This is a genomic window from Streptomyces sp. Y20, from assembly GCF_043195475.1.
Lineage (GTDB): Bacteria > Actinomycetota > Actinomycetes > Streptomycetales > Streptomycetaceae > Streptomyces.
This window is the reverse complement of record NZ_JBIDDP010000014.1, coordinates 52,983-79,527: the sequence shown is the minus strand read 5'-3', so window position 1 is coordinate 79,527 and position 26,545 is coordinate 52,983. Positions and strand designations below refer to the sequence as shown.

The 26,545-nt window shown below is 70.7% G+C and carries 23 protein-coding genes and 1 riboswitch; of the genes, 16 read left to right on the top strand and 7 right to left on the bottom strand.

What is annotated here, in order from left to right:
* Positions 1-14 precede the first annotated feature (14 nt).
* Positions 15-3,116 carry an efflux RND transporter permease subunit gene (locus ACGFT1_RS28940; RefSeq protein ID WP_373911928.1) on the top strand — a complete coding sequence of 1,034 codons (3,102 nt, stop codon included), beginning with the start codon at positions 15-17 and terminating at the stop codon, positions 3,114-3,116.
* Positions 3,117-3,183: 67 nt separating this feature from the next.
* Here ACGFT1_RS28940 and nadA read toward each other — a convergent pair whose 3' ends face one another.
* Positions 3,184-4,368 carry a quinolinate synthase NadA gene (gene nadA, locus ACGFT1_RS28935; RefSeq protein ID WP_373911927.1) on the bottom strand — a complete coding sequence of 395 codons (1,185 nt, stop codon included), beginning with the start codon at positions 4,366-4,368 and terminating at the stop codon, positions 3,184-3,186.
* A gap of 305 nt (positions 4,369-4,673) precedes the next feature.
* On the opposite strand from nadA, the gene erpA reads away from it, so the two are divergent.
* Positions 4,674-5,030: an iron-sulfur cluster insertion protein ErpA gene (gene erpA, locus ACGFT1_RS28930; protein WP_121789178.1), complete on the top strand. Its 357-nt coding sequence runs from the start codon at positions 4,674-4,676 to the stop codon at positions 5,028-5,030.
* Positions 5,031-5,124: 94 nt separating this feature from the next.
* Here erpA and ACGFT1_RS28925 read toward each other — a convergent pair whose 3' ends face one another.
* Both ACGFT1_RS28925 and ACGFT1_RS28920 read right to left on the bottom strand, forming a co-directional pair.
* Positions 5,125-6,759 carry a hypothetical protein gene (locus ACGFT1_RS28925; protein ID WP_373911926.1) on the bottom strand — a complete coding sequence of 545 codons (1,635 nt, stop codon included), beginning with the start codon at positions 6,757-6,759 and terminating at the stop codon, positions 5,125-5,127.
* A gap of 145 nt (positions 6,760-6,904) precedes the next feature.
* Positions 6,905-7,114: a hypothetical protein gene (locus ACGFT1_RS28920; protein WP_373911925.1), complete on the bottom strand. Its 210-nt coding sequence runs from the start codon at positions 7,112-7,114 to the stop codon at positions 6,905-6,907.
* Positions 7,115-7,244: 130 nt separating this feature from the next.
* On the opposite strand from ACGFT1_RS28920, the gene ACGFT1_RS28915 reads away from it, so the two are divergent.
* Complete coding sequence (locus ACGFT1_RS28915; RefSeq protein ID WP_373911924.1) at positions 7,245-8,219, top strand: carbohydrate kinase family protein; 975 nt, start codon at positions 7,245-7,247, stop codon at positions 8,217-8,219.
* Positions 8,220-8,351: 132 nt separating this feature from the next.
* Here ACGFT1_RS28915 and ACGFT1_RS28910 read toward each other — a convergent pair whose 3' ends face one another.
* Complete coding sequence (locus tag ACGFT1_RS28910) at positions 8,352-9,734, bottom strand: cysteine desulfurase/sulfurtransferase TusA family protein (RefSeq protein WP_373911923.1); 1,383 nt, start codon at positions 9,732-9,734, stop codon at positions 8,352-8,354.
* Positions 9,735-10,061: 327 nt separating this feature from the next.
* On the opposite strand from ACGFT1_RS28910, the gene coxB reads away from it, so the two are divergent.
* The 4 genes from coxB (at position 10,062) to ACGFT1_RS28890 (ending at position 14,569) form a co-directional block, all read left to right on the top strand.
* Entirely contained in the window at positions 10,062-11,021 is a 960-nt protein-coding gene (coxB, locus tag ACGFT1_RS28905; protein ID WP_373911922.1) for a cytochrome c oxidase subunit II, read from the top strand.
* Positions 11,018-12,754, top strand: coding sequence for a cytochrome c oxidase subunit I (gene ctaD, locus ACGFT1_RS28900; protein ID WP_373911921.1), 1,737 nt, complete (start codon positions 11,018-11,020; stop codon positions 12,752-12,754). Before coxB ends, ctaD begins: the two co-directional genes overlap by 4 nt.
* Positions 12,751-13,149: a cytochrome c oxidase subunit 4 gene (locus ACGFT1_RS28895; protein ID WP_356820620.1), complete on the top strand. Its 399-nt coding sequence runs from the start codon at positions 12,751-12,753 to the stop codon at positions 13,147-13,149. Before ctaD ends, ACGFT1_RS28895 begins: the two co-directional genes overlap by 4 nt.
* 157 nt (positions 13,150-13,306) lie before the next feature.
* Entirely contained in the window at positions 13,307-14,569 is a 1,263-nt protein-coding gene (locus ACGFT1_RS28890) for an Ig-like domain-containing protein (protein WP_373911920.1), read from the top strand.
* Positions 14,570-14,673: 104 nt separating this feature from the next.
* On the opposite strand, the gene ACGFT1_RS28885 is transcribed toward ACGFT1_RS28890, so the two are convergent.
* Positions 14,674-15,075: a hypothetical protein gene (locus tag ACGFT1_RS28885; RefSeq protein WP_373911919.1), complete on the bottom strand. Its 402-nt coding sequence runs from the start codon at positions 15,073-15,075 to the stop codon at positions 14,674-14,676.
* Positions 15,076-15,229: 154 nt separating this feature from the next.
* On the opposite strand from ACGFT1_RS28885, the gene ACGFT1_RS28880 reads away from it, so the two are divergent.
* From ACGFT1_RS28880 to ACGFT1_RS28855, 6 genes are all read left to right on the top strand, one after another.
* Positions 15,230-15,850 carry a heme-copper oxidase subunit III gene (locus ACGFT1_RS28880; protein WP_373911918.1) on the top strand — a complete coding sequence of 207 codons (621 nt, stop codon included), beginning with the start codon at positions 15,230-15,232 and terminating at the stop codon, positions 15,848-15,850.
* Between the two features lie 61 nt (positions 15,851-15,911).
* Positions 15,912-16,724: a c-type cytochrome gene (locus ACGFT1_RS28875; RefSeq protein WP_356820626.1), complete on the top strand. Its 813-nt coding sequence runs from the start codon at positions 15,912-15,914 to the stop codon at positions 16,722-16,724.
* Positions 16,721-17,779: a Rieske 2Fe-2S domain-containing protein gene (locus tag ACGFT1_RS28870; RefSeq protein ID WP_373911917.1), complete on the top strand. Its 1,059-nt coding sequence runs from the start codon at positions 16,721-16,723 to the stop codon at positions 17,777-17,779. The genes ACGFT1_RS28875 and ACGFT1_RS28870 overlap by 4 nt, the downstream gene beginning before the upstream one ends.
* A complete protein-coding gene (locus ACGFT1_RS28865) occupies positions 17,776-19,437 on the top strand; it encodes a cytochrome bc complex cytochrome b subunit (protein WP_373911916.1) in 1,662 nt (553 codons plus the stop codon). Before ACGFT1_RS28870 ends, ACGFT1_RS28865 begins: the two co-directional genes overlap by 4 nt.
* Positions 19,438-19,559: 122 nt before the next feature.
* Positions 19,560-20,624, top strand: coding sequence for an anthranilate phosphoribosyltransferase (gene trpD, locus ACGFT1_RS28860; RefSeq protein ID WP_373911915.1), 1,065 nt, complete (start codon positions 19,560-19,562; stop codon positions 20,622-20,624).
* 74 nt (positions 20,625-20,698) lie between these two features.
* A riboswitch (SAM riboswitch) is annotated at positions 20,699-20,815 on the top strand.
* Between the two features lie 175 nt (positions 20,816-20,990).
* Positions 20,991-22,352 (top strand): aminotransferase class V-fold PLP-dependent enzyme, encoded by a 1,362-nt coding sequence (locus ACGFT1_RS28855; RefSeq protein ID WP_373911914.1) that lies wholly within the window; start codon positions 20,991-20,993, stop codon positions 22,350-22,352.
* Between the two features lie 43 nt (positions 22,353-22,395).
* Here the strand turns inward: ACGFT1_RS28855 and ACGFT1_RS28850 are convergent, their stop codons facing one another.
* Together ACGFT1_RS28850 and ACGFT1_RS28845 are read right to left on the bottom strand one after the other, a co-directional pair.
* Positions 22,396-22,677, bottom strand: a complete 282-nt coding sequence (locus tag ACGFT1_RS28850) for an Lrp/AsnC family transcriptional regulator (protein WP_121789193.1) — start codon at positions 22,675-22,677, stop codon at positions 22,396-22,398.
* Positions 22,674-23,468 (bottom strand): rhomboid family intramembrane serine protease, encoded by a 795-nt coding sequence (locus ACGFT1_RS28845; protein WP_373911913.1) that lies wholly within the window; start codon positions 23,466-23,468, stop codon positions 22,674-22,676. The genes ACGFT1_RS28850 and ACGFT1_RS28845 overlap by 4 nt, the downstream gene beginning before the upstream one ends.
* 153 nt (positions 23,469-23,621) lie before the next feature.
* Here ACGFT1_RS28845 and ACGFT1_RS28840 point away from each other — a divergent pair, with 153 nt between their 5' ends.
* The 3 genes from ACGFT1_RS28840 to ACGFT1_RS28830 all read left to right on the top strand — a co-directional run bounded on the left by ACGFT1_RS28840 (position 23,622) and on the right by ACGFT1_RS28830 (position 26,498).
* A complete protein-coding gene (locus ACGFT1_RS28840) occupies positions 23,622-23,861 on the top strand; it encodes a hypothetical protein (RefSeq protein ID WP_356820636.1) in 240 nt (79 codons plus the stop codon).
* A gap of 44 nt (positions 23,862-23,905) precedes the next feature.
* On the top strand, positions 23,906-25,249 hold the full coding sequence (locus ACGFT1_RS28835; protein ID WP_373911912.1) for an NYN domain-containing protein: 1,344 nt from the start codon (positions 23,906-23,908) through the stop codon (positions 25,247-25,249).
* 211 nt (positions 25,250-25,460) lie between these two features.
* Entirely contained in the window at positions 25,461-26,498 is a 1,038-nt protein-coding gene (locus ACGFT1_RS28830; RefSeq protein ID WP_373911911.1) for an NlpC/P60 family protein, read from the top strand.
* Positions 26,499-26,545: the final 47 nt, after the last annotated feature.

The following is a 26,545-nucleotide window of genomic DNA, read 5'->3' as shown; positions in this document are numbered from 1 at the left end:
AGAGACCCTCACCCATGTCCCGGCTGTCCGGATTCAGCCTCGCGCAACGGGCCCTCGTCGGGCTCGTGTCGCTCGTCGCGCTCGCCTTCGGGTTGATCGCGATACCCCAGATCAAGCAGCAGCTGCTGCCCACGATCGACCTGCCCATGGTGTCGGTGATCGCCCCCTACCAGGGTGCTTCACCCGACGTCGTGGAGAAGCAGGTCGTCGAGCCGATCGAGGACAACCTCCAGGCCGTCGACGGCGTCAGCGGTGTCACCTCCACCGCGAGCGAGGGCAACGCCGTGATCATGGCGTCGTTCGACTACGGCAACGACACCAAGCGCATCGTCTCCGACGTCCAGCAGGCCGTGAACCGGGCCCGCAACCGGCTCCCCGACGGCGTCGATCCGCAGGTCGTCTCCGGCTCCACGGACGACATGCCGACCGTCGTCCTCGCCGTCACCTCCGACAAGGACCAGCAGGCCCTCGCGGACCAGCTCGACACGACGGTCGTCCCCGCGCTGAAGGACATCGACGGCGTCGGCCGCGTCCAGGTCATGGGCGTCCGCGACCTCCAGGTCACCGTCACCCCCGACGACGCCGAGCTCGCGCGGGCCGGCCTCACCACCGCGTCCCTCGGCGAGGCCCTCAGGGCGGCCGGGGCGACCGTCCCGGCCGGCTCCTTCGACGAGGACGGCGCCAACCGCACCGTCCAGGTCGGCGGCGGTCTCACCTCGCTGAAGCAGATCAGGGACCTGACGGTCAGCGGCGAGGGCGCCCGGGGGCCCGTACGCCTCGGTGCCGTGGCCACCGTCCGGGAGCAGCCCGCCCCGGCCGACTCCCTGACGCGCACGGACGGCCGGCCCAGCCTCGCCGTCAACGTGACGATGGACCACGACGGCAGCGCGGTCGCCATCTCCGAAGCGGTCGCGGACAAGCTGCCCGGCCTGCGCGCCGACCTCGGCTCGGGCGCCGGGCTCACGGTCGTCAGCGACCAGGGCCCGGCGGTGTCCAAGTCCATCAAGGGCCTGACCACGGAGGGCGCGCTCGGCCTGCTGTTCGCGGTCGTGATCATCCTGGTCTTCCTGGCGTCGGTGCGCTCGACGCTGGTCACGGCGGTGTCCATTCCGCTGTCCGTCGTCCTCGCGCTGATCGTGCTGTGGACGCGCGGCCTGTCGCTGAACATGCTCACGCTCGGCGCGCTGACCATCGCCATCGGCCGGGTCGTCGACGACTCGATCGTGGTCCTGGAGAACATCAGGCGGCACCTCGGCTACGGCGAGGAGCGGCAGGAGGCCATCCTCACCGCGGTGCGCGAGGTGGCCGGCGCGGTCACCTCCTCCACCCTCACCACGGTCGCCGTGTTCCTGCCGATCGGCTTCGTCGGCGGCATGGTGGGCGCGCTGTTCGGCTCGTTCAGCATCACGGTCACGGCCGCGCTGCTGGCGTCCCTGCTGGTGTCGCTGACGGTCGTGCCGGTCCTGTCGTACTGGTTCCTGCGCGCCCCCAAGGGCACCCCCGGGGACGCGGCCGAGGCCCGCCGCGCGGCCGAGGAGAAGGAGGCGAACAGCCGCCTCCAGCGCGTGTACGTCCCCGTCCTGCGCTTCGCGACCCGCCGCCGCCTCACCAGCGTGCTCATCGCCGTCGCCGTCCTGGCCGTCACGTTCGGCATGTCCGGTCTGCTCAAGACCAACTTCTTCGACCAGGGAGACCAGGAGGTCCTCACCCTCCGGCAGAAGACGAAGCCCGGCACCAGCCTGGCCGCCACCGACGCGCAGGCCCGGCGGGTGGAGAAGCTGCTCGCCGGCACCGAGGGCGTGCAGGACTACCAGGTCACCGTCGGCTCCTCCGGCTTCATGGCCGCCTTCGGCGGCGGCACCGACACCAACCAGGCCACCTACCAGGTGATGCTGAAGGACTCGGCGTCCTACGACGACGTCCGCCGGCGCGTCACGGACGGGTTGGCGAAGCTGCACGGCACCGGCACGACCACCGTGTCCGCGGGCGGCGGCTTCGGCAACCAGGACCTGAGCGTCGTCGTGAAGGCCTCCGACCCGCGGGCGCTGCGCACGGCGGCCGAACAGGTGCGCTCCGCGGTCGCCGGCCTCGACCACGTCACCGACGTGACCAGCGACCTCGCGCAGAGCGTGCCCCGGATCTCGGTCAGGGCGAACGCGAAGGCCGCCGCGGCCGGTTTCGACGACCAGAAGCTGGGCGCCGCGGTCGCCCAGGCCGTGCGCGGTACGACGGCCACGAAGGCCGTCCTCGACGACACCGAGCGCGACGTCGTCGTACGGTCGGCGAAGCCCGCCACGACCCTGGCCCGGCTGAAGGCGCTGCGCCTCGGCCCGGTGAAGCTGGGCGACATCGCCACGGTGAAGGCGGTGGACGGCCCGGTGTCCATGACCCGGATCGACGGGCGGCGCGCGGCCACCGTCACGGCCAGGCCTACGGGCGACAACACCGGCGCGGTCAGCAGCAGGCTCCAGTCGGAGATCAAGGCCCTGAAGCTGCCCGCGGGCGCCACGGCCGAGATCGGCGGGGTCACCTCCGACCAGGACGACGCGTTCAAGAACCTGGGCCTGGCCATGCTGGCGGCCATCGCGATCGTCTTCATGCTCCTGGTCGCGACCTTCCGCTCGCTCGCCCAGCCGCTGATCCTGCTGGTCTCCATCCCCTTCGCGGCGACGGGTGCGATCGGCCTGCTGGTCGCGACCGGCACCCCGATGGGCGTGCCGGCGATGATCGGCATGCTGATGCTGATCGGCATCGTGGTGACCAACGCGATCGTGCTGATCGACCTGATCAACCAGTACCGGGCCCAGGGCTACGGTGTGGTGGAAGCCGTGGTCGAGGGCGGCCGGCACCGCCTCCGCCCGATCCTGATGACGGCGCTGGCCACCGTCTTCGCCCTGCTGCCCATGGCCCTGGGTGTCACCGGTGAGGGCGGCTTCATCGCCCAGCCGCTGGCGGTCGTCGTCATCGGCGGCCTGATCACCTCCACCCTGCTGACCCTGCTCCTCGTCCCGACGCTCTACGCGATGCTGGAGCTGCGCAAGGAGCGCCGGGCGCACAAGCGGGCGGAGAAGCGGCGGACGAAGGCACGGCAGGCGCCGGAGCCGGCCGGGGTGTGACGGCATGACGAAGGGCCGGGCCTCACAGGGAGGCCCGGCCCTTTCGCGTGTCGCGGCAGCGCGCCGGCTACGGCAGCGCCAGCATCCGCTCCAGCGCCAGCTTCGCGAACGCCTCCGTCTCCTTGTCGACCTCGATCCGGTTGACCAGGTTGCCCTCGGCCAGGGACTCCAGGGTCCAGACCAGATGGGGCAGGTCGATGCGGTTCATGGTCGAGCAGAAGCAGACCGTCCGGTCGAGGAAGACGATCTCCTTGCCCTCGGGAGCGAAGCGGTTCGCCAGGCGGCGCACCAGGTTGAGCTCGGTGCCGATGGCCCACTTGGAGCCGGCCGGGGCCGCCTCGAGCGCCTTGATGATGTACTCGGTCGAACCGACGTGGTCCGCCGCGGCGACGACCTCGTGCCGGCACTCGGGGTGGACCAGGACGTTCACGCCCGGGATGCGCGCGCGGACGTCGTTCACCGACTCCACGCTGAACCGGCCGTGGACCGAGCAGTGGCCGCGCCACAGGATCATCTTGGCGGCGCGCAGCTCGTCCGCCGTGAGGCCGCCGTTCGGCTTGTGCGGGTTGTACAGCACGCAGTCGTCCAGGGACATCCCCATGTCCCGGACGGCGGTGTTGCGGCCCAGGTGCTGGTCGGGCAGGAAGAGGACCTTCTCGCCCTGCTCGAAGGCCCAGTCCAGGGCGCGCTTGGCGTTGGACGACGTGCAGATCGTGCCGCCGTGCCTGCCTGTGAACGCCTTGATGTCGGCGGAGGAGTTCATGTACGAGACGGGGACCACCTGGTCGGCCACCCCGGCCTCGGTGAGCACGTCCCAGCACTCCGCGACCTGCTCGGCCGTCGCCATGTCGGCCATGGAGCAGCCGGCGGCGAGGTCGGGGAGGACGACCTTCTGGTCGTCGGAGGTCAGGATGTCCGCCGACTCGGCCATGAAGTGAACACCGCAGAAGACGATGTACTCGGCCTCCGGGCGCGCGGCGGCGTCCCGGGCCAGCTTGAAGGAGTCGCCCGTGACGTCGGCGAACTGGATGACCTCGTCGCGCTGGTAGTGGTGGCCGAGCACGAAGACCTTGTCTCCGAGCTTCTCCTTGGCGGCGCGGGCCCGCTCGACCAGGTCGGGGTCGGACGGGGAGGGCAGGTCACCGGGGCACTCGACGCCCCGCTCGCTCTTCGGGTCGGCCTCACGGCCGAGCAGCAGCAGGGCGAGCGGAGTCGGCTGCACGTCGAGTTCCGGGGTCTGGGCGGTGGTCACGACACGCGACCCTTTCTGCTTTTCGTCTAACTGACGCTATCTATCATAGCCGGTTCACGTCACTTTGACGACGGCCATAGCGTCCATGTGACGTGAATCCCCTCGGCGCTCCCTCCGGCCCTCTGCGGTACCTCTCCGCCCGCCGAAGTCCCGCTCCGGGTCGCTCTCCACCTCCGGAGGCATGTGCGAGCATGAAGAAGGAACAAGAAACGCGACCACGTGACTGCCCGGCCCGGAATGAATCCGCGGAAGCGCCGGTTGCACTCGTCGGCAAGCAGTCTCCGTACAACCCGGGAGAGATGTAGATGTCCGTATCGGACGAGACCACCACCGTCACCGACGGCATCATCCTGACCGACGCCGCCGCGGCCAAGGTGAAGGCCCTGCTCGACCAGGAAGGCCGTGACGACCTCGCCCTGCGCGTCGCCGTCCAGCCCGGCGGCTGCTCCGGCCTGCGCTACCAGCTCTTCTTCGACGAGCGCTCGCTCGACGGCGACGTGGAGAAGGACTTCGACGGCGTCAAGGTCGTCACCGACCGCATGAGCGCCCCGTACCTGGGCGGTGCGACCGTCGACTTCGTGGACACCATCGAGAAGCAGGGCTTCACGATCGACAACCCGAACGCGACCGGCTCCTGCGCCTGCGGCGACTCCTTCAGCTGATGCCGTGACCGTCCGGCGGCGCGACCGCCGGCGGTGTGACGAAGGCGGCGGCCCCTGCCCCGGGGGCCGCCGCCTTCACGCGTGCGCGACGAAGTCAGCGCGGCACGGCCGACGCGTCCGGCCGCAGTGAGCCGGCCTTCGCCCTCGTGATCTTCCTGCCGTCGGTGCCGACCACGGTCCGCCCGTCCAGCGGGGCGTCCAGCCGTACGGACTTCACGTACTCCTTGGCGATCAGCACGCACACCCGGCCCGGCCAGGGCGTCTCGGTGACCCGCACGATCACCCGGCCGCCGCTCTCCCGCGCCGACGTCCGGTAGTCGGCGCACACCCCCCCGGAGAAGCTCAGGTCCAGCGTCCGCCCGTCGGCGGTGTAGGCGGTCACCCGCACGCTCCGGCTCCTCCCGGGCGCACCGGGCGTCCGCGGCGCCGAGGGCCCGCCGGACGCCGGGGACGGGGACGCCGACGCCAGATACGCCGGGTCGACCGCCGGGTACGTCACCGTGAACGCGCCGCCCGCCGTGGATCCCCGCACCCGGAACAGCCAGGACGGCACCAGCGCCCGCCGGCCCCCGACGGAGTGCGCGGCCAGCCCGAACACCGCCTTCTCCACGGTCACCGTGTCCCGGACCGTCCCGGGCGCGGGGGCCGTGGCGGCCGTACCGCACGGCTGTTCCAGCCGGTCCTTCAGCGGCACCGGGGTGGCGCACCCGCCGATCCCCATCCGGTGGCCGCCCCTCACCGGCCCGTTCAGCAGCGCCAGCGTCCCGCGCGCGCCCAGCACGGGGTACGTGTCGCCCTTCACCGGCGTGGCCAGCAGCCCGTGCCCGCCGACCAGCTCGCCCCGCCGGCCGACGGTCAGGCCGGTCGTCCAGCCGTACGTGGGCAGGCCGCCGACGACCGGGTCGGCGTTGACCAGCCGCTGGTCGCCCATGACCTCGCTCGCGTCGGTCTTCGCGTCGCCCAGCCCGGCCGCCTTCAGGACCGGCGCCGCCGCCTTCTCGGCGCGGGCCACGCTCACCGGGTCGACGGCCGGCGCGGCCGGGTCGTGCGTGCAGACGGTGGCCTTCCGGCAGTCGTCGGTGCCGGGCGCCAGCCGGGTGAAGGTCCAGCTGCCGGGTGCGTCCCGGCTCACCTCCAGGACCGGACCGGAGCCGTCCTGGCCGCCGACCCGCCACAGCCGTCCCTCGGCCACCGGACCGCCCGTGAGGCCGAACGCCTTCGCCAGCCGGACCACCCGGTCCCGGCCGACCCCGGCCCCCGGCTCGTACACCGGCGCGGAACCGGGCCCGTCCGGCAGCTCACCCCGGGCCACGTACCGGACGCCGTACGGGTCCGGCTCGCCGGGCGCGACACCGCCGGTGCCGCCCGTGCCTCCGGTGGTCCAGCCGTCCAGGGCGAGCGGCGGGGGAGCGGGGCTCCCGCCGGACGCGGCCGGGCCGTCCGTACGGCCGCCGCCGTCGCTCGCGGCGAGGTACGCGCCGCCGCCCCCGGCCAGGAGTACGGCCGCGGCGACGGACACCACGACGGCGGCCGGCCGCCGCCGCCCCGCCCTCTCCGGGGCTCCGGGTGCCCCGGAGGTCGCGGGCTCCGGGGAGATGTCCGGTACCTCCGCAGGGGGCCGGGAGGCACTGTCCTCGGGGCCGGACGCCCCGGAAGGCTCAGCCGGCCGTTCCCCGGACGGAGGGGGAATCTCCGCGTTCCCGGCGTTCTCAGGCCGCTCGGTGTTCACCGCATCGCTCCTCGCTGGGTCGTGTCCCGCAGTCCCCGGCGCGGGGGACGCCGATGGGACGCGGGAGGGGAGCGCACGGTTCCCCGGAGCGTGACCCCGGGGGTCCCGCCCCGGGGTCACGATTCTGCGGACGGAGTCCCGCGGATCAGTCGCCGTAGTCCGACATCGCGTCCAGCAGCCGGGCGGACCGCACCGGCACCGACACGCCGTGGATGCGGGACGGCGGCACCGGCCGGGACTCGGCGTGCTCGGGGGCCGCCCAGTGCGGGGCCATCCGGGCGCAGTCGCCGCGGAGGGCGGCCAGGCCGCCGTCGGTTTCGGCCGGGGCGGAGGAGGTGACCTTCGGGTTCGTCATGACCGCACCGTAAGCACGTCACCGGCCGCGAAGAAAGATCTACTATCGGGTAGTTTCGTCAGCTACAGCGGTGGCCCCCGAGCGGGTAGCGTGAACTGTCAACTCAGCCTCCCGCAGGAGAATTCGCGTCGTGCGCATCGCAGTCACCGGCTCCATCGCCACCGACCACCTCATGACCTTCCCCGGCCGCTTCGCCGACCAGTTCGTCGCGGACCAGCTGCACACGGTCTCGCTCTCCTTCCTCGTCGACAACCTCGACGTACGCCGGGGCGGAGTCGGCGCCAACATCGCCTTCGGCATGGGCCAGCTCGGCACCAGGCCCATCCTGGTCGGAGCCGCCGGCTTCGACTTCGACGAGTACCGCGCCTGGCTCGACCGGCACGGCGTGGACACCGAGTCCGTCCGCATCTCCGAGACCCTGCACACCGCCCGCTTCGTGTGCACCACGGACGCCGACCACAACCAGATCGGCTCCTTCTACACCGGTGCGATGAGCGAGGCGCGCCTCATCGAGCTGAAGACCGTCGCGGACCGCGTGAACGGCCTCGACCTGGTGCTCATCGGCGCCGACGACCCCGAGGGGATGCTCCGCCACACCGAGGAGTGCCGTTCTCGCGGCATTCCGTTCGCCGCCGACTTCTCCCAGCAGATCGCCCGCATGGCGGGCGAGGAGATCCGCATCCTGCTGGACGGCGCCACCTACCTCTTCTCCAACGAGTACGAGAAGGGCCTCATCGAGTCCAAGACCGGCTGGACCGGCGACGAGATCCTGGCCAGGGTCGGCCACCGCGTCACCACGCTCGGCTCGCGCGGCGTGCGCATCGAGCGGGCCGGCGACGACCCGATCGAGGTCGGCTGCCCGGACGAGGACCGCAAGGCCGACCCCACGGGCGTCGGCGACGCCTTCCGCGCGGGCTTCCTCTCCGGGCTGGCCTGGGGAGTCTCCCTGGAGCGGGCGGCGCAGGTGGGCTGCATGCTGGCGACGCTCGTCATCGAGACCGTCGGCACGCAGGAGTACCGGCTGCGCCGCGAGTCCTTCATGGAGCGCTTCACCAAGGCGTACGGGGAGCCGGCCGCCGAAGAGGTGCGCGGCCACCTGCGCTGAGCCCCGGCCCGGGGACGCGAGGGTCCGCTCCGGCGGCCCCACACGCCCTCGGGCCGGCGCCCTCGGGTGCGGCGCCCTCCAAAACCGCGCCCCGGAACCGCGCCCCCCGAACGGCACCCCTGAACCGAGCCCTCAGCTCACCCGGCGGACCACGTACGCCGTACCCCGTTCCGCCGGCTCCTCGCCGACGTACTCCTGCCCGCGCATCTCGCACCACGCCGGGATGTCCAGGCGGGCCGCCTCGTCGTCGGACAGCACCCGCACGGTGCCGCCCACCGGTACGTCCCCGATCACTTTGGCCAGCTCGATGACCGGGATCGGGCACCGTCTGCCGAGCGCGTCGACGAGGAGTTCCGCCGCCCGGACGGCCGTCACCGGCGCCGGAGCCGGTGCTCCCAGCTTCTCCCGCACCCCGGCCACCGCCCCCGGCAGCACCTTCAGGAAGCGCTCCACGTCCGCCTCGGCGGTGCCCGGCGCCAGGGAGACCCGGACGTTCCCCTCGCTCAGCACCCCCATCGCCTTCAGCACATGGCTGGGCGTCAGCGTGCTGCTCGTGCAGGAGGAGCCGGAGGAGACCGAGAAACCCGCCCGGTCCAGTTCGTGCAGCAGCGCCTCACCGTCGACGTAGAGGCAGGAGAAGGTGACGATCCCGGGGAGCCGCCGCTCGGGGTCGCCGACCACCTCCACGTCCGGCACCAGCTCCGGCACCCGCGCCCGGATCCGCTCCGTCAGCCCCCGCAGCCGTACCGCCTCCTGGGCCGCCTCGGCCCGTACCGCGCGCAGCGAGGCCACGGCCGCCACGATCGCCGGCAGGTTCTCGAAGCCGGGCGCCCGGCCCGACTCCCGCTCGTCCACCGGCCCCTGTGCGGCGAACCGCACCCCCTTGCGTACGACCAGCAGCCCGGCCCCCGGCGGCCCGCCCCACTTGTGCGCGCTGGCCGCCAGCAGCGACCAGTCGCCCGCGACCGGCCCCCAGCCCAGCGACTGCGCCGCGTCCACCAGCAGCGGCACCCCGGCCGCCCGGCACGCCTCGGCCACCTCGGCCACCGGCTGCACGGTGCCCACCTCGTGGTTGGCCGACTGGAGGCAGGCCAGCGCGGTGTCCGGGCGGAGCGCGGCGGCGTAGGCCGACGGGTCGACGGCTCCCGTCCGGCCGACGGCCACCCGGGTGACCGTACCCCCGTCCGCCTCGAACACGTCCGCCGAGTGGAGGACGCAGGAATGTTCGACGGCGGACACGATCAGGTGGCGTCCGGCCCGGCGCCGTCCGGCCAGCGCCCCCGCCGTCCCGCTGTGCACGGCGCGGGTCCCGGACGCGGTGAACACGACCTCGTCCGCCCGGCATCCCACGGCCTCGGCCGCCGCCTCCCGGGCGGCGTCCAGCAGCATCCGCGCCCGGCGCCCCTCTCGGTGGAGCCGGGCGGGATCGGCCCAGCCGTCGTCCAGCGAGGCCAACAGGGCCTGGCGGGCCACGGGGTGGAGCGGGGCGGCCGAGGCGGCGTCGAAGTAGGACACACAGCCACGGTAGAACGTCGTCCGGGACGGCCCGCCGCAGGGGCGCGCGGCAGTGCCCGAACAAGGGGCCGCCGCGCGGCGCGAGCAGCCAAGACGCCCTTCACGGCGGTGCCCCAAAACGCGACAACCACGAGCTATCAGGCACCCGATGCCACCCCGTCGGAGTGACAGGCGGCGCGTATGCCCCCCTCCCCGCGAACCCCCGAACGGCGTCGGCTAGGGTTTGGTCCGCATAAACATCCAAACCCCTGCCCGACGCAGGGCGGCGACCGACCAGCGAGAAGGCCGCAGCCGACCGCGCGGGCGAGACTCTCGGGAAGGCGCTACGTGAGTCCCAACGGCTCCGACCGCTCGCCGCGGCGCCCGATGCGGCGGAAGCTGCTGCAGGCACTGACCGCGGGCCTGGTCCTGGCGACCGCAACCGGTTGCACATACAAGGACTTCCCCCGCCTTGGCATGCCCACCCCGACCACGGAAGAGGCTCCGCGGATCCTCTCCCTGTGGCAGGGCTCCTGGGCCGCCGCGCTCGCCGTCGGCGTGCTGGTGTGGGGCCTGATCCTGTGGAGTGCTTTCTTCCACCGGCGCAGCCGCACGAAGATCGAAGTACCTCCGCAGACGCGGTACAACATGCCGATCGAGGCCCTCTACACAGTGGTCCCGATCATCATCATCTCGGTGCTCTTCTACTTCACGGCCCGGGACGAGTCCAAGCTCCTCGACCTGTCGAAGAAGCCCGACGTCACGGTCAACGTGGTCGGCTACCAGTGGAGCTGGGGCTTCAACTACATCGCCGATGTCCCCGGTTCCACCGGTGACGCGCGGACCGACGCCAACCTGGCCGGTGTCCCGGACCGGTACAAGAAGTTCTTCCCGGCGCACGCCGGCGGTGTCTACGACGCCGGTACGCCCGGTACGCGCAACCCGCAGACCGGCAACCCCGGTCCGACGCTGTGGCTGCCCAAGGGCAAGACGGTCCGCTTCGTCCTGACCTCGCGTGACGTCATCCACTCGTTCTGGGTGCTGCCGTTCCTGATGAAGCAGGACGTCATTCCGGGCCACCCCAACGCCTTCCAGGTGACTCCCAACAAGGAGGGCACCTTCCGGGGCAAGTGCGCCGAGCTGTGCGGCGTCGACCACTCCCGCATGCTGTTCAACGTGAAGGTCGTCTCTCCGGAGCGCTACGAGCAGCACCTCAAGGACCTCGTCAAGAAGGGGCAGACCGGTTACATTCCCGCGGGCATCGAGCAGACGACCCACGAGAAGAACCGGGAGTCGAACATCCTGTGAGCATCCTCAACGAACCCCAGGGTGCCGCGGCAGCAGGGTCCCACTACGAGGACGAGCTGCCGGTCCGGCGCCAGCGCCGCGGTGAAGTCGTCATCAAGTGGCTCACGACCACCGATCACAAGACGATCGGCACGCTGTATCTGGCGACGTCGTTCGCGTTCTTCCTGATCGGCGGCGTGATGGCGCTGCTCATGCGCGCCGAGCTGGCCCGGCCGGGCCTGCAGATCATGTCGAACGAGCAGTTCAACCAGGCGTTCACGATGCACGGCACCGTGATGCTGCTGATGTTCGCGACCCCCCTGTTCGCCGGTTTCGCGAACTGGATCATGCCGCTCCAGATCGGCGCGCCCGACGTGGCGTTCCCCCGGCTGAACATGTTCGCCTACTGGCTGTACCTGTTCGGCTCGCTGGTCGCCGTCGCCGGCTTCCTCACCCCGCAGGGTGCCGCCGACTTCGGCTGGTTCGCCTACTCGCCGCTGTCGAACGCGGTGCGTTCGCCGGGCATGGGCGCCGACATGTGGATCATGGGCCTGGCCTTCTCCGGCTTCGGCACCATCCTCGGCTCGGTCAACTTCATCACCACGATCATCTGCATGCGCGCCCCGGGCATGACCATGTTCCGCATGCCGATCTTCGTGTGGAACGTCCTGCTGACCGGTGTCCTGGTCCTGCTGGCCTTCCCGGTGCTGGCCGCCGCCCTGTTCGCCCTGGAGGCGGACCGCAAGTTCGGTGCCCACGTCTTCGACGCCGCGAACGGCGGAGCGCTGCTGTGGCAGCACCTCTTCTGGTTCTTCGGCCATCCAGAGGTGTACATCATCGCGCTGCCGTTCTTCGGGATCATCTCCGAAGTGATCCCGGTGTTCAGCCGCAAGCCGATGTTCGGCTACATGGGGCTGATCGCCGCGACCATCGCGATCGCCGGCCTGTCCGTGACCGTGTGGGCCCACCACATGTACGTCACCGGTGGTGTGCTGCTGCCGTTCTTCTCCTTCATGACCTTCCTGATCGCCGTCCCGACCGGTGTGAAGTTCTTCAACTGGATCGGCACGATGTGGAAGGGCTCGCTGTCCTTCGAGACACCGATGCTCTGGGCCACCGGCTTCCTGATCACCTTCACGTTCGGTGGTCTGACCGGTGTCATCCTGGCCTCGCCGCCGATGGACTTCCACGTCTCCGACTCCTACTTCGTGGTGGCGCACTTCCACTACGTGGTCTTCGGTACGGTCGTCTTCGCCATGTTCTCCGGCTTCCACTTCTGGTGGCCGAAGTGGACCGGCAAGATGCTGGACGAGCGCCTCGGCAAGATCACCTTCTGGACGCTGTTCATCGGCTTCCACGGCACCTTCCTGGTCCAGCACTGGCTGGGCGCCGAGGGCATGCCGCGCCGCTACGCCGACTACCTGGCGGCCGACGGCTTCACCGCCCTGAACACGGTCTCGACGATCAGCTCGTTCCTGCTGGGCCTGTCGATCCTGCCGTTCCTCTACAACGTGTGGAAGACGGCCAAGTACGGCAAGCCGGTCGACGTGGACGACCCGTGGGGCTACGGCCGCTCGCTGGAGTGGGCGACCTCCTGCCCGCCCCCGCGGCACAACTTCCTCACCCTGCCGCGGATCCGCAGCGAGTCCCCGGCGTTCGACCTGCACCACCCCGAGATCGCCGCCCTCGAGCAGCTTGAGCACGCCGGCCACGGCACCAGCGCTGTCACGGGCAGCAAGGAGGCCGGCAAGTGAAGATCCAGGGCTGGTTGTTCATCTGGCTGAGCGTCTTCATCCTGATCATGGCCAGCGTGTACGGCGTGTGGTCGAAGGAGCCGGCCGGTACCACCGCGCTCTTCCTGGCCTTCGGCCTGACCGTCATGATCGGCTTCTACCTGGGCTTCACCGCCCGGCGGGTCGACGCGGGCGCCCAGGACGACAAGGAAGCGGACGTCGCGGACGACGCGGGCGAGCTGGGCTTCTTCAGCCCGCACAGCTGGCAGCCGCTCATGCTGGGCGTCGGTGGCGCGTTCGCCTTCCTCGGTGTCGCGGTCGGCTGGTGGCTGCTCTACTTCGCCGCCCCGATCATCATGATCGGCCTGTTCGGCTGGGTGTTCGAGTACTACCGCGGTGAGAACCGCACCCAGTAGCACCCGCCGAGCGCACCGGGAGCCCGGACCCTCCGCCAGGAGGGTCCGGGCTCCCGTCGTTCGCACGCCTGGGCGAGTCCGTCCTTTGCCGGAGTGTTGTTCGCTCGTACGGATTACCTGCCGTGCCGGTAAGGTCTCCGCCTCATAGCGTGATCATATGAATCACACTCCGCGGACCCGCACCGTCGTCAGCTGCACCCTGCTGGTGACCGCCCTCGGCGCGGGCGTCACCGCCTGCGGTTCGGACGGCAACCCCCTGTCGGCCAAGCCGTACGACGCAGCGGGCCTGATCTCCTTCAACGGCCCCACCGGTGCAGAGAAGCGGGCCGATCCGGACAAGCCCCTGGAGGTCACCGCCAACGGTGACGAGGGGCGCATCACCGACGTCACCGCCCAGGACTCCACCGGGCGCTACGTCGCGGGTGAACTCGCCGCCGACGGCAGCCGCTGGCACAGCACCTCCCCCTTGGCCGCCAACGCCCACTACACGGTCTCGGTGAGCACCGAGGACGAGGACGGGGCACCCGGCCGCAAGGTCCTCACGTTCGACACCAGCAAGCCCACCAGCAAGAAGCGCCTGAACGTCACCTTCGGGCCGCAGGCGGGCACCTACGGCGTCGGGCAGCCCATCACCGCCCAGCTCGACCAGGAGATCAAGGACAAGGCGCAGCGCGCCGTCGTGGAACGCGCCCTGCGGGTGGATTCCACGCCGGCCGTGCAGGGCGCCTGGTACTGGGTGAACGCCAAGGAACTCCACTACCGCCCCAAGGAGTACTGGCCCATCCACGCCACCGTCCGGGTGCACAGCAACCTGGACGGCATCCGCATCGGCGACCGGCTGTGGGGCGGCACCTCCAAGCCACTGAAGATCACCACGGGCGACCGGGTCGAGGCCGTCACGGACGCCTCGTCGCACCAGATGACGGTCTACAAGAACGGTGCGGAGATCAACCAGATCCCCGTCACCACCGGCAAACCCGGCTACGAGACCCGCAACGGCGTCAAGGTCGTGCTCGGCAAGCAGTACTTCGTACGCATGCGCAGCACCACGGTCGGCATCGCCGAAGGCAGCTCCGACTCCTACGACCTGCCGGTCTACTACGCCACCCGGGTGACCTGGTCCGGCGAGTACGTCCACGCCGCCCCCTGGTCCGTGGGCTCGCAGGGCTACGCCAACGTCAGCCACGGCTGCACCGGCATGAACACGTCCAACGCCGAGTGGTTCTTCGACACCGTCCGCGAGGGCGACATCGTGCGGGTCGTCAACTCCGACGGCGACCCGATGGAGCCCTTCGGCAACGGCTTCGGCGACTGGAACGTCGACTGGGCGAAGTGGCGCCAGGGCAGCGCCCTCTTCAACGGCACACCGGACGGCCCGGCGCCGGGCGACGCGCTGCGCCTCCAGCCGACGGCCGTGTGAGCGTCACCCGGGGGCGCGGGGCCGTACCGGAGCACGGTCCCCCCGTGCGGGCGCGGGGAGCACCCGCGGGGCCGTACGCGCGCACGGCCCCGCGCCCCGGGTCACTAGGCGCTCAGCAGCCTCTTGCGGCGCAGCAGGGAGGCCAGCGAGGAGGCGAACCCCACCGGGTCCACCGGCAGCGTCACGGCGGCGTCGGCGCGGCTCCAGGTGGCCAGCCAGGCGTCCTGGGGGCGGCCCATCAGGAGCAGCACCGGCGGGCAGTCGAACACCTCGTCCTTGATCTGCCGGCACATCCCCATGCCGCCCATCGGCACCGCCTCGCCGTCGAGCACGCAGGCGTCGATGCCGCCCTTGTCGAGCTCGCGCAGCACCGCCTCGGGGGTCGCGCACTCCAGGAACTCCACCAGGGGGACGTCCGGGGCCGGCCTGTGCCCGGCGGCCAGCCGTACTTGCTCGCGGGTGTTGGAGTCGTCGCTGTAGACCAGCACCGTGGCGGTCGGCTGCATTGTTCCTCCGGGACGTCAGCGTCGTACGGACAGGACGGACAGGGCCGTTCGGGCGGATGCTACTCCCATGAACGCCACGTCAGCACCGGTTCGGCGGGCGGCAACACTCCGAACGGCACCCCCCGGAGTGAGGGCGGGATAAGCGACCGACATAATGTCGGTCGTGGCGACAGCAACGACAGTAGAAACCGGGCACGCGCACCCGTCGGTCAACCGGCCGAACCTCACCAGCGTCGGAACCATCATCTGGCTGAGTTCCGAGCTGATGTTCTTCGCGGCCCTCTTCGCGATGTACTTCACCCTCCGGTCGGTGACCGGACCGGCCCATTGGAAGGAGATGGCGCACGCGCTCAACGTGCCCTTCTCCGCGACGAACACCACGATCCTGGTGCTCTCCTCCCTCACCTGCCAGCTCGGTGTCTTCGCTGCCGAACGCGGCGACGTGAAGAAGCTCCGCGGCTGGTTCACTCTCACCTTCATCATGGGTGCGATCTTCATCGGCGGTCAGATCTTCGAGTACACGGAGCTGGTGAAGAAGGACGGCATCTCGCTGTCCTCGGACCCGTACGGCTCGGTGTTCTACCTGACCACCGGCTTCCACGGCCTGCACGTGACGGGCGGTCTCATCGCCTTCCTGCTGGTCCTCGGCCGCACCTACGCGGCCAAGAGGTTCACGCACGAGCAGGCGACCGCCGCCATCGTCGTGTCCTACTACTGGCACTTCGTCGATGTCGTCTGGATCGGCCTCTTCGCCACGATCTACCTGATCAAGTAGCGGGGACCGCTCCCGTAATCCAGCAGCACCGACGCAGAAGATCCTGACACCGGGGTAATCCGTGAAAAAGCTCTCCGCACGACGACGCCATCCGCTGGCGGCGGTCGTCGTCCTACTCCTCGCGCTGGCGGCCACTGGGGGGCTGTACGCCGCGTTCGCGCCCGCGGGCAAGGCGCAGGCCGACGACTCCTCCCAGTCCCTCACCATCAAGGAGGGCAAGAAGCTCTACGAGGTCGGCTGCGCCAGCTGCCACGGCACCGGTGGCCAGGGCTCCTCCGACGGCCCCAGCCTGGTCGGCGTGGGTGCGGCCGCGGTCGACTTCCAGGTGGGCACCGGCCGCATGCCGGCCTCCACCTCCCAGATGGCGCAGCTCCCGCGCAAAAAGGTCAGCTACACGCAGGCCGAGATCGACCAGCTCGCCGCGTACGTGGCGTCGCTGGGCGCCGGCCCGAGCGTGCCGACCAAGGACCAGTACGGTCCGGCCGGCGCGGACATCGCCCAGGGCGGCGAACTGTTCCGGACCAACTGCGCGCAGTGCCACAACTTCACCGGCAAGGGCGGTGCCCTCACCAAGGGCAAGTACGCGCCGAGCCTGGAGGGTGTCGCTCCCAAGCACATCTACGAGGCCATGCAGACCGGCCCGCAGAACATGCCGTCCTTCCCCGACACCACCATGTCGGAGAAGAACAAGAAGGACATCATCGCGTACCTGAACGCGGTCAACGGCGATGAGACGGAGAACCCGGGTGGTCTGGAGCTGGGCGGCGTCGGGCCGGTCAGTGAGGGTCTCTTCGGCTGGATCTTCGGTCTCGGCGGACTGATCGCCGTCGCCGTGTGGGTCGCCGCCCGGACCGCAAAGGCCAAGAAGTCATGAGTAGCCAAGACATTCCAGAAGAGAACCTGCCCGCCGGGCGGGACCACGCGCACGGCGCGGTGGACGTCGCGGACCGGGAGAACCCGTTCGCGAACCCCGGACTGCCGCCGCACGAGCACCGGATCCAGGACATCGACGAGCGGGCCGCCAAGCGGTCCGAGCGCGTGGTCGCCCTGCTGTTCACGGTGTCGATGCTGGCGACGATCGGCTTCATCGCCGCCTACCTGGCGATCCCCAACGACAAGTCGATCTTCGTCTTCCCGCTCGGGCACATCAGCGCGATGAACTTCGCGCTGGGGCTGACCCTCGGCATCGCCCTGTTCTGCATCGGCGCGGGCGCGGTCCACTGGGCCCGCACCCTGATGTCCGACGTCGAGGTCGCCGACGAGCGTCACCCGATCGAGGCCTCCCCCGAGGTCCGCGCGAAGGTCCACGACGACTTCCGCCTGGGTGCCAAGGAGTCGGCGCTCGGCCGCCGCAAGCTGATCCGCACCACCATGTTCGGCGCGCTGGCCCTGGTGCCGCTCTCCGGCGTGATGCTGCTCGGCGGTCTGGGCCCGGCCCCCGGGACCAAGCTCCGGCACACCCTGTGGGCCAAGAACAAGCGCCTGGTCAACATGAACACGAACCAGCCGCTGCGTCCCGAGGACATCGAGGTCGGCTCGCTCACCTTCGCCAAGCCCGACGGGCTGGAGGAGCGTGCCGAGGACTTCCAGGACCAGATGGCCAAGGCGGCCCTGATGATCGTCCGGCTCCAGCCGGACAACATCAAGGACAAGCGCGAACTCGACTGGTCGCACCAGGGCATCGTCGCGTTCTCGAAGATCTGCACCCACGTGGGCTGCCCGATCTCGCTGTACGAGCAGCAGACGCACCACGTGCTCTGCCCGTGCCACCAGTCCACCTTCGACCTCTCCGACGGCGCCCGGGTCATCTTCGGCCCCGCCGGCCACGCCCTGCCGCAGCTGCGCATCGGTGTGGACAGTGAGGGTTACCTCCAGGCGCTCGGCGACTTCGAGGAGCCCGTCGGTCCTGCTTTCTGGGAGCGCGGATGAGTACTGCATCGAACGACAACAATGCCGCTGCCGCTGCCGCGGCGGGCCGCTCTCGCGGGAAGGCTCCGGCCGGCGAGCGGATCGCCGACTGGGCCGACGGCCGGCTCGGGATCTACTCCCTGGCCAAGGCCAACATGCGCAAGATCTTCCCGGACCACTGGTCCTTCATGCTCGGCGAGATCTGCATGTACAGCTTCATCATCATCATCCTGACGGGTGTCTATCTGACGCTGTTCTTCCACCCGTCGATGAACGAGGTCGAATACCACGGCAGCTACATCCCGCTCCAGGGACAGCTGATGTCCGAGGCGTTCAACTCGACCATGCACATCTCGTTCGACGTGCGCGGTGGTCTGCTCATCCGGCAGATCCACCACTGGGCGGCGGTCGTCTTCCTCGCCGGCATGTTCGTGCACATGATGCGCGTGTTCTTCACCGGCGCGTTCCGCAAGCCGCGTGAGATCAACTGGCTGTTCGGCTTCCTGCTGTTCGTCCTCGGCATGTTCACCGGCTTCACCGGTTACTCCCTGCCGGACGACCTGCTCTCGGGCACCGGCGTCCGCTTCACCCAGGGCGCGATCCTGTCCGTGCCGGTCGTCGGCACGTACATCTCGATGTTCCTGTTCGGCGGCGAGTTCCCCGGCCACGACTTCGTGGCCCGGTTCTACTCGATCCACATCCTGCTGCTGCCGGGCATCATGCTCGGCCTGATGGTGGCGCACCTGATCCTGGTCTTCTACCACAAGCACACGCAGTTCGCGGGTCCCGGCCGGAACAACACGAACGTCGTCGGCATGCCGCTGCTGCCGGTCTACATGGCCAAGGCCGGCGGGTTCTTCTTCCTGGTGTTCGGCTTCATCGCCCTCATCGCCGGCATCGCGTCCATCAACCCGATCTGGGCGATGGGCCCCTACCGTCCGGACCAGGTCTCCACGGGCGCCCAGCCCGACTGGTACATGGGCTTCGCCGAGGGTCTCGTCCGCGCCATGCCGGGCTGGGAGATCAACTTCTGGGGCCACACGCTGGTCCTGGGCGTGTTCATCCCGCTGGCCCTGTTCGGGCTGTTCCTCGCGATGATCGCGCTGTACCCGTTCATCGAGTCCTGGATCACCGGCGACAAGCGCGAGCACCACATCCTGGACCGGCCGCGCAACGCCCCGACCCGCACCGCCTTCGGCGCCGCGTGGGTCGCCGGCTACGTGATCATGCTGATCGGTGGTGGCAACGACATCATCGCCACGCACTTCCACCTGTCGATCAACGCGGTCACCTGGTTCGTCCGGATCGCGTTCTTCGCCGGGCCGGTCCTCACGTTCATCGCCACCCGGCGGATCTGCCTCGGCCTCCAGCGCCGTGACCGCGACAAGGTGCTGCACGGCCGCGAGACCGGCATCATCAAGCGGCTGCCGCACGGTGAGTTCATCGAGGTGCACGAGCCGCTCAGCCAGGAGCAGCTGCACACGCTCACCGCGCACGAGCAGTACCGGCCGGCCGAGATCGGTCCGACGACCGACGAGAACGGCGTCGAGCGCAAGGTGGGCACCTCGCAGAAGCTGCGGGTCAAGCTCTCCAACGCCTACTACGGCGAGGACAGCCAGATCCCGAAGCCGACCGTCGAGGAGTTCAAGGAGATCACGAGCGGCCACGGCCACCACTGATCCCCGCGTCGCCACACCACGCAGAAGGGCCCCGTCCGCCTCGCGGACGGGGCCCTTCGCGGTGCCTCCGGCTGGATAGGGTGGGGGTAGGACCGGGCAGGACTGTGTACGAGGAGCGGCTGATGAGCGCTGTGACCCCCGCTGGAGGCGACACCGCGGCGGGCCGCTCCTGGCCCGTCCTGCTGAACGGTCTTCTTCAGGGCCGTGACCTGGCGGCCGACGACACCGCGTGGGCGATGGACCGCATCATGCGCGGTGAGGCGACCGACGCCCAGATCGCCGGGTTCGCGGTGGCGCTGCGGGCGAAGGGGCAGACGGTCCAGGAGATCACCGGCCTGGTCCGCACCATGTACGAGCACGCGAACGTCATCGAGGTGCCCGGCCGCACCGTCGACATCGTCGGCACGGGCGGCGACGGGGCCCGGACGGTGAACATCTCCACCATGTCCTCGCTGGTCGTGGCCGGCACGGGCGCGAAGGTCGTCAAGCACGGCAACCGGGCCGCGTCCTCGGCGTCCGGTTCCTCCGACGTCCTGGAGAAGCTCGGCGTCAACCTCGACCTGAGCCCCCGCCGGGTCGTGGAGGTCGCGGAGGAGGCCGGCATCACCTTCTGCTTCGCCGTGAAGTTCCATCCCGCGCTGCGCCATGTGGGAGCCGCCCGCGGGCAGCTGGGCATCCGGACCGTGTTCAACCTGCTCGGCCCGCTGACCAACCCGGCGCGGGTGCGGGCCCAGGCGGTCGGCGTCGCCGTCGCGCACGAGGCGCCCATCGTCGCGGGCGTGCTCGCGGAACGGGGCAACTCCTCCCTGGTCTTCCGCGGCGACGACGGCCTGGACGAGCTGACGACGACGGCGACCTCCCGGGTGTGGGTGGTCCGCGACGGCCGGGTCCGCGAGGAGTCCTTCGACCCCCGTGACGCCGGTCTCCCCCTGGTCCCGGTGGAGGCGCTGCGCGGCGGCGACCCGGCCCACAACGCCGACGTCGCCCGCCGTCTGCTCGACGGCGAGCAGGGCCCCGTACGGGACGCCGTCCTGCTGAACTCGGCGGCGGCCCTGGTGGCCCTGGAGCCGACCGGCGCGTCGCTCACCGAGCAGCTCCGCGCGGGCATGGCGAAGGCCGCCGAGTCGATCGACTCGGGCGCGGCCCGGCGGACGCTGGAGCGGTGGGTGGCGGCCAGCAACGCCTGACCGCACCGCACGTCGTCCCGCGATCCGGACACGGGTTGCGGGACGACGATCAGTTCGCGTACGTTCTTCCACCAGGTCATGAGTGACAGTCATGAGGCCCCGGCCGACTGTCCGGCAACCCTCCGTCCGTGGCGGGGTGCCCCGGGTGAAGACCAGGCCGTGGACAGCAAGGTCCCCGGCAAGCGCGGATCCCTCGCACACTTCTCAGGTGTGGGACCAGGGATCCTGGTCGTCGAGGAGCCTCCCGTGAGCAAGCGAATGCGCTAGGGCCGCAGAGCCCCGCCTCCGCATCCCCCTTCACCCCACCGGCGCTCGAGCACACCCGCTCGCCCGGTGTATTCCACCTGCCTTCACGGGAGTTCAGCCATGTCCGTCTCCACCGCTGTCGCCGACCGGTCCCTCTGCGCCCCGCTGCCCGTCCTGGGCCGCGACGTCACCGTCCCGCTCGTCACGGGCGGCGAGGTCGCCTACGCCGCGCTCGACTACGCGGCCAGTGCCCCCGCCCTCCAGCGGGTCTGGGACGACGTCGCGGCCTACGCCCCGTACTACGGCAGTGTCCACCGTGGCGCCGGCTACCTCTCCCAGCTCTCCACCGACCTGTTCGAGAACGCCCGCAGGACCGTCGCCGAGTTCCTCGGCTGCCGCCCGGACGACCAGGTCGTCTTCACCCGCTCGACCACCGACTCCCTCAATCTCCTGGCGCGCGCCCTACCGGCCGGCTGCCAGGTCTTCGTCTTCGAGACCGAGCACCACGCCTCCCTGCTGCCCTGGCAGGACGCCCAAGTGACCTACCTCGACGCCCCGCGCACCCCGCGGCAGGCGGTCCGTACCCTGGAGCGGGCCCTCGCCGACCGCGACCCCCACGGCCCGGCCCTGGTCTGCGTCACCGGCGCCTCCAACGTCACCGGCGAGCTGTGGCCGGTACGCGAGCTGGCCGCCGCCGCGCACGCCCACGGTGCCCGCATCGTCCTGGACGCCGCCCAGCTGGCCCCCCACCACCCGGTGGACATCCGGGACCTGGACGTCGACTGGGTCGCCTTCTCCGGCCACAAGCTGTACGCGCCCTTCGGCTCCGGAGTCCTGGCCGGCCGCGCCGACTGGCTCCGGGCGGCCGAACCGTACCTCGCGGGCGGCGGCGCCAGCCGCAAGGTCACCCGGCGGCAGGACGGCGGGGTGGCCGTGGAGTGGCACGACGGCGCCGCCCGCCACGAGGCCGGCTCCCCGAACGTGATCGGCGCCTACTCCATCGCCGCCGCCTGCAAGGCCCTCACCGAGGCCGGCTGGGACACCCTCGTCGCCCGCGAGGAGCAGCTGATCCGCACGGTCCGCGAGGGCCTCGCCGAGGTCCCGGAGGTCAGGTTCCTCTCCCTCTTCGGCGACGACGCCCCGCGCGTGGGTGTCCTCTCCTTCGTCGTCGAGGGCTGGAACAGCTCGCACTTCGCCGCCGCCCTCTCCGCCGAGTACGGCATCGGCGTCCGCGACGGCCTCTTCTGCGCCCACCCCCTGGTCCGCACCCTGCTGGGCACCGACCCGCAGACCCAGGGGGAGTGCGGCGCCCCGGAGGCGGCCCCGGGCGAGAGGTCCCTGAACGCCGTCCGGGTCAGCTTCGGCGCCGGCACCCCCGACGAGCACGTCGAGCGCTTCGTGAACGCCGTACGGGAACTGGTGCGGGACGGCGCCCGGTGGCAGTACCGCACGGAGGACGGCCGCTGCGTCCCGGCGGTCTGAGACCACCCGGCCCGCCTCCCGGCTCCTGCCGGGGTGGCGGGCCCTAGTTGTCGAGGCCGATCGCGAACGCCGCTTCCAGGTCGTGCTGGGAGTAGGTGCGGAACGCGACGTGCGTGTCGGTGGCCTCCACGCCGGGGATCTTGCTGATCCGGCCGGGGATGATCTCGGCGAGGTCCTCGTGCTGCCCGACCCGGACCATGGCGATCAGGTCGTAGGTGCCGGTGACCGAGAAGACCTCGCTGACGCTCTCCAGCGCGGCGATGCGCTCCGCGATCTCGGGGATCCGGTCCACGCTGGTCTTGATCAGGACGATCGCGGTGATCACGGCTGTGTCTCTCCCTCGGTGACCGGAGCTGGTGCGGCCCTCAGTCTAGTCGCCCGCCCGTCTCCCACCACCGCGCCACCGGGCCCGCCCGCGCGGCCGCTCCCGCGTCCGTAGCACACCCACGCGTAGCCGAACCCCAGGCCGAACCCGACCAGGTGCGCGAGGTAGGCCACCCCGGGCCCGTCGGAGGCCCGCCCCGCCGCGAACCACTGGAGTGCCGCCCAGAACGGCAGCACCACCCAGGCCGGGAAGCGCAGCGGCAGGAAGAACAGGAACGGCAGAAGACTGGTGACCCGGGCGCGGGGGAACAGGTAGAGGAAGGCTCCGAGGACCGCCGAGATCGCCCCGGAGGCGCCGACCAGCGACTGTTCGGAGGCGGCGTTGGCGGCCGCGTAGCCCAGCAGGGCGAGGTAGCCGCAGCCGACGTAGAACAGGGTGAACCGCACCCGTCCCATGCGTTCCTCGGTCATCGCCCCGAAGACGAAGAGGAACAGCATGTTGCCGAGCAGGTGGACCCAGCCGCCGTGCACGAACAGCGCGGTGGCCGGGGTGAGCGCCTCCCGGGCCGGTCTGCCGAACAGCACGGCCGGCACCACGCCCCACCGCCGGAAGTACGTCCGCTGCGCGGCGAGCAGCGCGTCCCCGGTGCCGTACCCGGGGGTGAGCCCGGAGGCGGGGCCCAGGACGAAGATCAGGCAGCACAGGACGATGAGGCCGTACGTGATCGGTGCCGGGGTGCCCCGGACCGCTCTGAGGGTCCTGCCGGCCGCCGTGCTCCAGGTGCTGATCATGACTACAGAGCATGACGTAACGGGACGCAAGCTGACAGACCGCCTCGCCGCCGTGGACGGGCGGGCGGCGGGGACCCGGCAGGCCGTAGGGTTACGAGCCACACGCGCCGGGGAACGGCGCGGAACGACACGAGAAGGAAGCGGACAGTCACGATGACGGTTCCCCTGCCGACGGCCACGACACGATGGCGCTGCACCCTGTGCGGCAACCTCACCCGCTTCGACGTGACCCGCTCGTCCAAGGTCGTCGAGTACGTCCATCTCGACCTGGCCGGTGAGCCCACGGTGGAGGAGCGCGAGGTGGTCAGTGAGACCATCGAGTCGGTGCGCTGCCGCTGGTGCAACGCGGTGGACCAGGTGGAACTCGTGGACAGGCCGGGCAACGGCTCCTGAGCGGAGCGGTCCCGGGGTGGCTTTTTCGGTTTGGGGTGTGACGGATGGCGGAGACCGCAGGCGGGGGGCCGGGCGACGGCACCGCCGAGGTGCTTGACCGTCCGCTGCCCGACGGCGTGCGCCGGCGGGTCGTGCAGATCGTCTCGGACGCCTTCGGCGGGCTGACCGTGGCCGAACTTCCCGCCCAGCTGCGGCAGTACGCCCGGTTCGCCCCGAACCGCCGGGCCAAGTTCGCCGGCAACGCGATGGCGGCGGCGCTGGAGACCGATCCGCTGTTCCGGCAGCGGATCGGGGAGAAGTTCAGAGAGACGCAGCCGGAACTCGCCGGCGCCCTCGACTCCGGATCGCCGCCCCCGGCCGCGGACCCGCTCGACGTGGCGGCCGCGGCCTACGTACTGCGCCCGGCGGGCTGGGTGAAGCTGGTCACCGCGGCAGGCGAGGAGGCCCAGCGCGCGGACGCCGAGCGGGCCGGCGAGGAGAGCCGCGCCGAGCTGGAGCGGCTGCGCGCGGAGCTGGCGCAGGCCCGCGACCACACCCGCGCCGAGACCGAACGGCTGCGTACGGAGCTGGAGTCGGCGAAGAAGGAAGCCGACTCGCTGCACCGCAAGCTGCGGGCCGCGCTCAGCGACGTCAAGCGGGGCGAGGCCGCGCTGCGCAAGGCGCACGGCGAGATCGACGCCGCGCGCGCCGAGGCGCACGCGCGGGTGTCGGCCGCGGACAGCGAGTCCCGGCGGCTCAAGGCCCGGCTGAGCGAGGCCGAGGCCGCGCTGGAGGCCACCCGGCGGGCGGCCCGGGAGGGCCGCAGCGTGGAGGACATGCGGGTACGGCTGCTGCTCGACACCCTGCTGGAGGCGACCCAGGGCCTGCGGCGCGAACTCGCCCTGCCCCCGGTTTCCGTGCGGCCGGCCGAGACGGTCGACGCGGTGGAACCGGGCCGGATGACCCCGAAGGACATCGCGGCACGCGCCCTGTCCGAGCACGATCCGGCCATCCTTGACCAGCTCCTGGCACTCCCGCAGGCTCATCTGGTCGTCGACGGCTACAACGTGACCAAGACCGGCTATCCGCAGATGCCGCTGGAGAAGCAGCGGCTCCGGTTGCTGGGCCAGCTCTCCGCGCTCGCCGCGCAGACCGGGGCCGAGGTGACGTGCGTCTTCGACGGCGCGGAACTGGCCGCGCCGGTGCTGCTCGCGCCGCCGCGCGGGGTGCGGGTGCTGTTCTCCAAGCCGGGCGTGACGGCCGACGAGCTGATCCGCCAGCTGGTGCGCGCGGAGCCGCCGGGGCGTCCGGTCATCGTCGCCTCCACGGACCGCGAGGTGGCCGACGGGGTCGCCAGGGCGGGCGCCCGTCCCGTGGCTTCTGCGGTACTTCTGAAGCGGCTGTCCTGAAGGTCCAACGGACGCCGGCTGTGCCCGAATTGGGCGTTGTGTCGCACAACGCTGCGTCAATCCGCTCTCACTACAGGTGAGTTAGTGTAAAGAATGCACGGCGTGACAGGGTTTTTTCCTGTGAGGATTTGAACTGATCACAACTGTGTCACTAGGGTCTGGGCTCGAACCTCCGAACGGGTGATCACTCACAAGAAGGAGTTCGTCCTCCGTGGCGTCCCACCGTCGACCCAAGCAGCCCAGTCGCACCCGTGTGACCGTGCTGACCACCGCAGCCGCCGCTGCCGTCGCGCTCAGCGCGAACGCCGCCAACGCCGCCCCCAGCGAGAAGCTGAGCAAGGACGAGGTGAAGGCCAAGGTCGACAAGCTCTACGAGCAGGCGGAGCAGGCGACCGAGAAGTACAACGGCGCCAAGGAGAAGCAGCAGAAGCTGCAGAAGGACATCTCCACCATCCAGGACGACGTCGCCCGCGGCCAGGAGGAGCTCAACAAGCTGCGTGACGGCCTGGGTTCGCTGGCCACCGCCCAGTACCGCTCCGGCGGCATCGACGCCTCCGTCCAGCTCTTCCTGTCCTCCAACCCGGACGACTACCTCGACAAGGCGTCCACCCTCGACCAGTTGAGCAGCCAGCAGGTCGACGCGCTGAGGAAGATCCAGGACAAGCAGCGCGAACTCGCCCAGGAGCGGGCCGAGGCCACCGAGAAGCTCAAGGACCTCGCCGCCACCCGCACCGAGCTGGGCAACAAGAAGCAGGAGGTCCAGGGCAAGCTCGCCGCCGCGCAGAAGCTCCTGAACACCCTGACCACCAAGGAGAAGGCGCAACTCGCACAGGAGCAGCAGCGCGCCAACCGCTCCTCCACCGAGCGCGTGGACCTCGGCGACAAGACCCCGCCCGCCTCCGGACGCGCCTCGGCGGCCTTCTCCGCCGCACAGAGCCAGATCGGCAAGCCGTACGTCTACGGCGCCACCGGCCCCTCCTCCTTCGACTGCTCGGGCCTGACCTCCTGGGCCTACGCCCAGGCCGGTGTGTCCATCCCGCGCACCTCCGAGGCGCAGGCGAACATCGGCACCCGGATCGGCTCGGTCGGTGACCTGAAGGTCGGCGATCTGGTCTTCTTCTACGGCGACCTGCACCACGTGGGCCTGTACGCCGGCAACGGCCAGGTCCTGCACGCCCCGCACACCGGTGCCGTGGTCCGCTACGAGGCCATCGGCAACATGCCCTTCCAGTTCGGCGTCCGGGTCTGACCCCGCACGACGCGGACACGGGGGCGCCCGAACGGGCGAATCCCGGT

Bases quoted from the DNA above. Each gene is read 5' to 3' on its own strand.
- ACGFT1_RS28855 (WP_373911914.1), top strand. From the start codon at position 20,991: ATGTCCGTCTCCACCGCTGTCGCCGACCGGTCCCTCTGCGCCCCGCTG.
- erpA (WP_121789178.1), top strand. From the start codon at position 4,674: ATGTCCGTATCGGACGAGACCACCACCGTCACCGACGGCATCATCCTG.
- ACGFT1_RS28890 (WP_373911920.1), top strand. From the start codon at position 13,307: ATGAATCACACTCCGCGGACCCGCACCGTCGTCAGCTGCACCCTGCTG.
- ACGFT1_RS28880 (WP_373911918.1), top strand. From the start codon at position 15,230: ATGTCGGTCGTGGCGACAGCAACGACAGTAGAAACCGGGCACGCGCAC.
- trpD (WP_373911915.1), top strand. From the start codon at position 19,560: ATGAGCGCTGTGACCCCCGCTGGAGGCGACACCGCGGCGGGCCGCTCC.
- ACGFT1_RS28840 (WP_356820636.1), top strand. From the start codon at position 23,622: ATGACGGTTCCCCTGCCGACGGCCACGACACGATGGCGCTGCACCCTG.
- ACGFT1_RS28940 (WP_373911928.1), top strand. From the start codon at position 15: ATGTCCCGGCTGTCCGGATTCAGCCTCGCGCAACGGGCCCTCGTCGGG.
- ACGFT1_RS28885 (WP_373911919.1), bottom strand. From the start codon at position 15,075: ATGCAGCCGACCGCCACGGTGCTGGTCTACAGCGACGACTCCAACACC.
- ACGFT1_RS28835 (WP_373911912.1), top strand. From the start codon at position 23,906: ATGGCGGAGACCGCAGGCGGGGGGCCGGGCGACGGCACCGCCGAGGTG.
- ACGFT1_RS28845 (WP_373911913.1), bottom strand. From the start codon at position 23,468: ATGATCAGCACCTGGAGCACGGCGGCCGGCAGGACCCTCAGAGCGGTC.
- ACGFT1_RS28865 (WP_373911916.1), top strand. From the start codon at position 17,776: ATGAGTACTGCATCGAACGACAACAATGCCGCTGCCGCTGCCGCGGCG.
- ACGFT1_RS28870 (WP_373911917.1), top strand. From the start codon at position 16,721: ATGAGTAGCCAAGACATTCCAGAAGAGAACCTGCCCGCCGGGCGGGAC.
- ACGFT1_RS28920 (WP_373911925.1), bottom strand. From the start codon at position 7,114: ATGACGAACCCGAAGGTCACCTCCTCCGCCCCGGCCGAAACCGACGGC.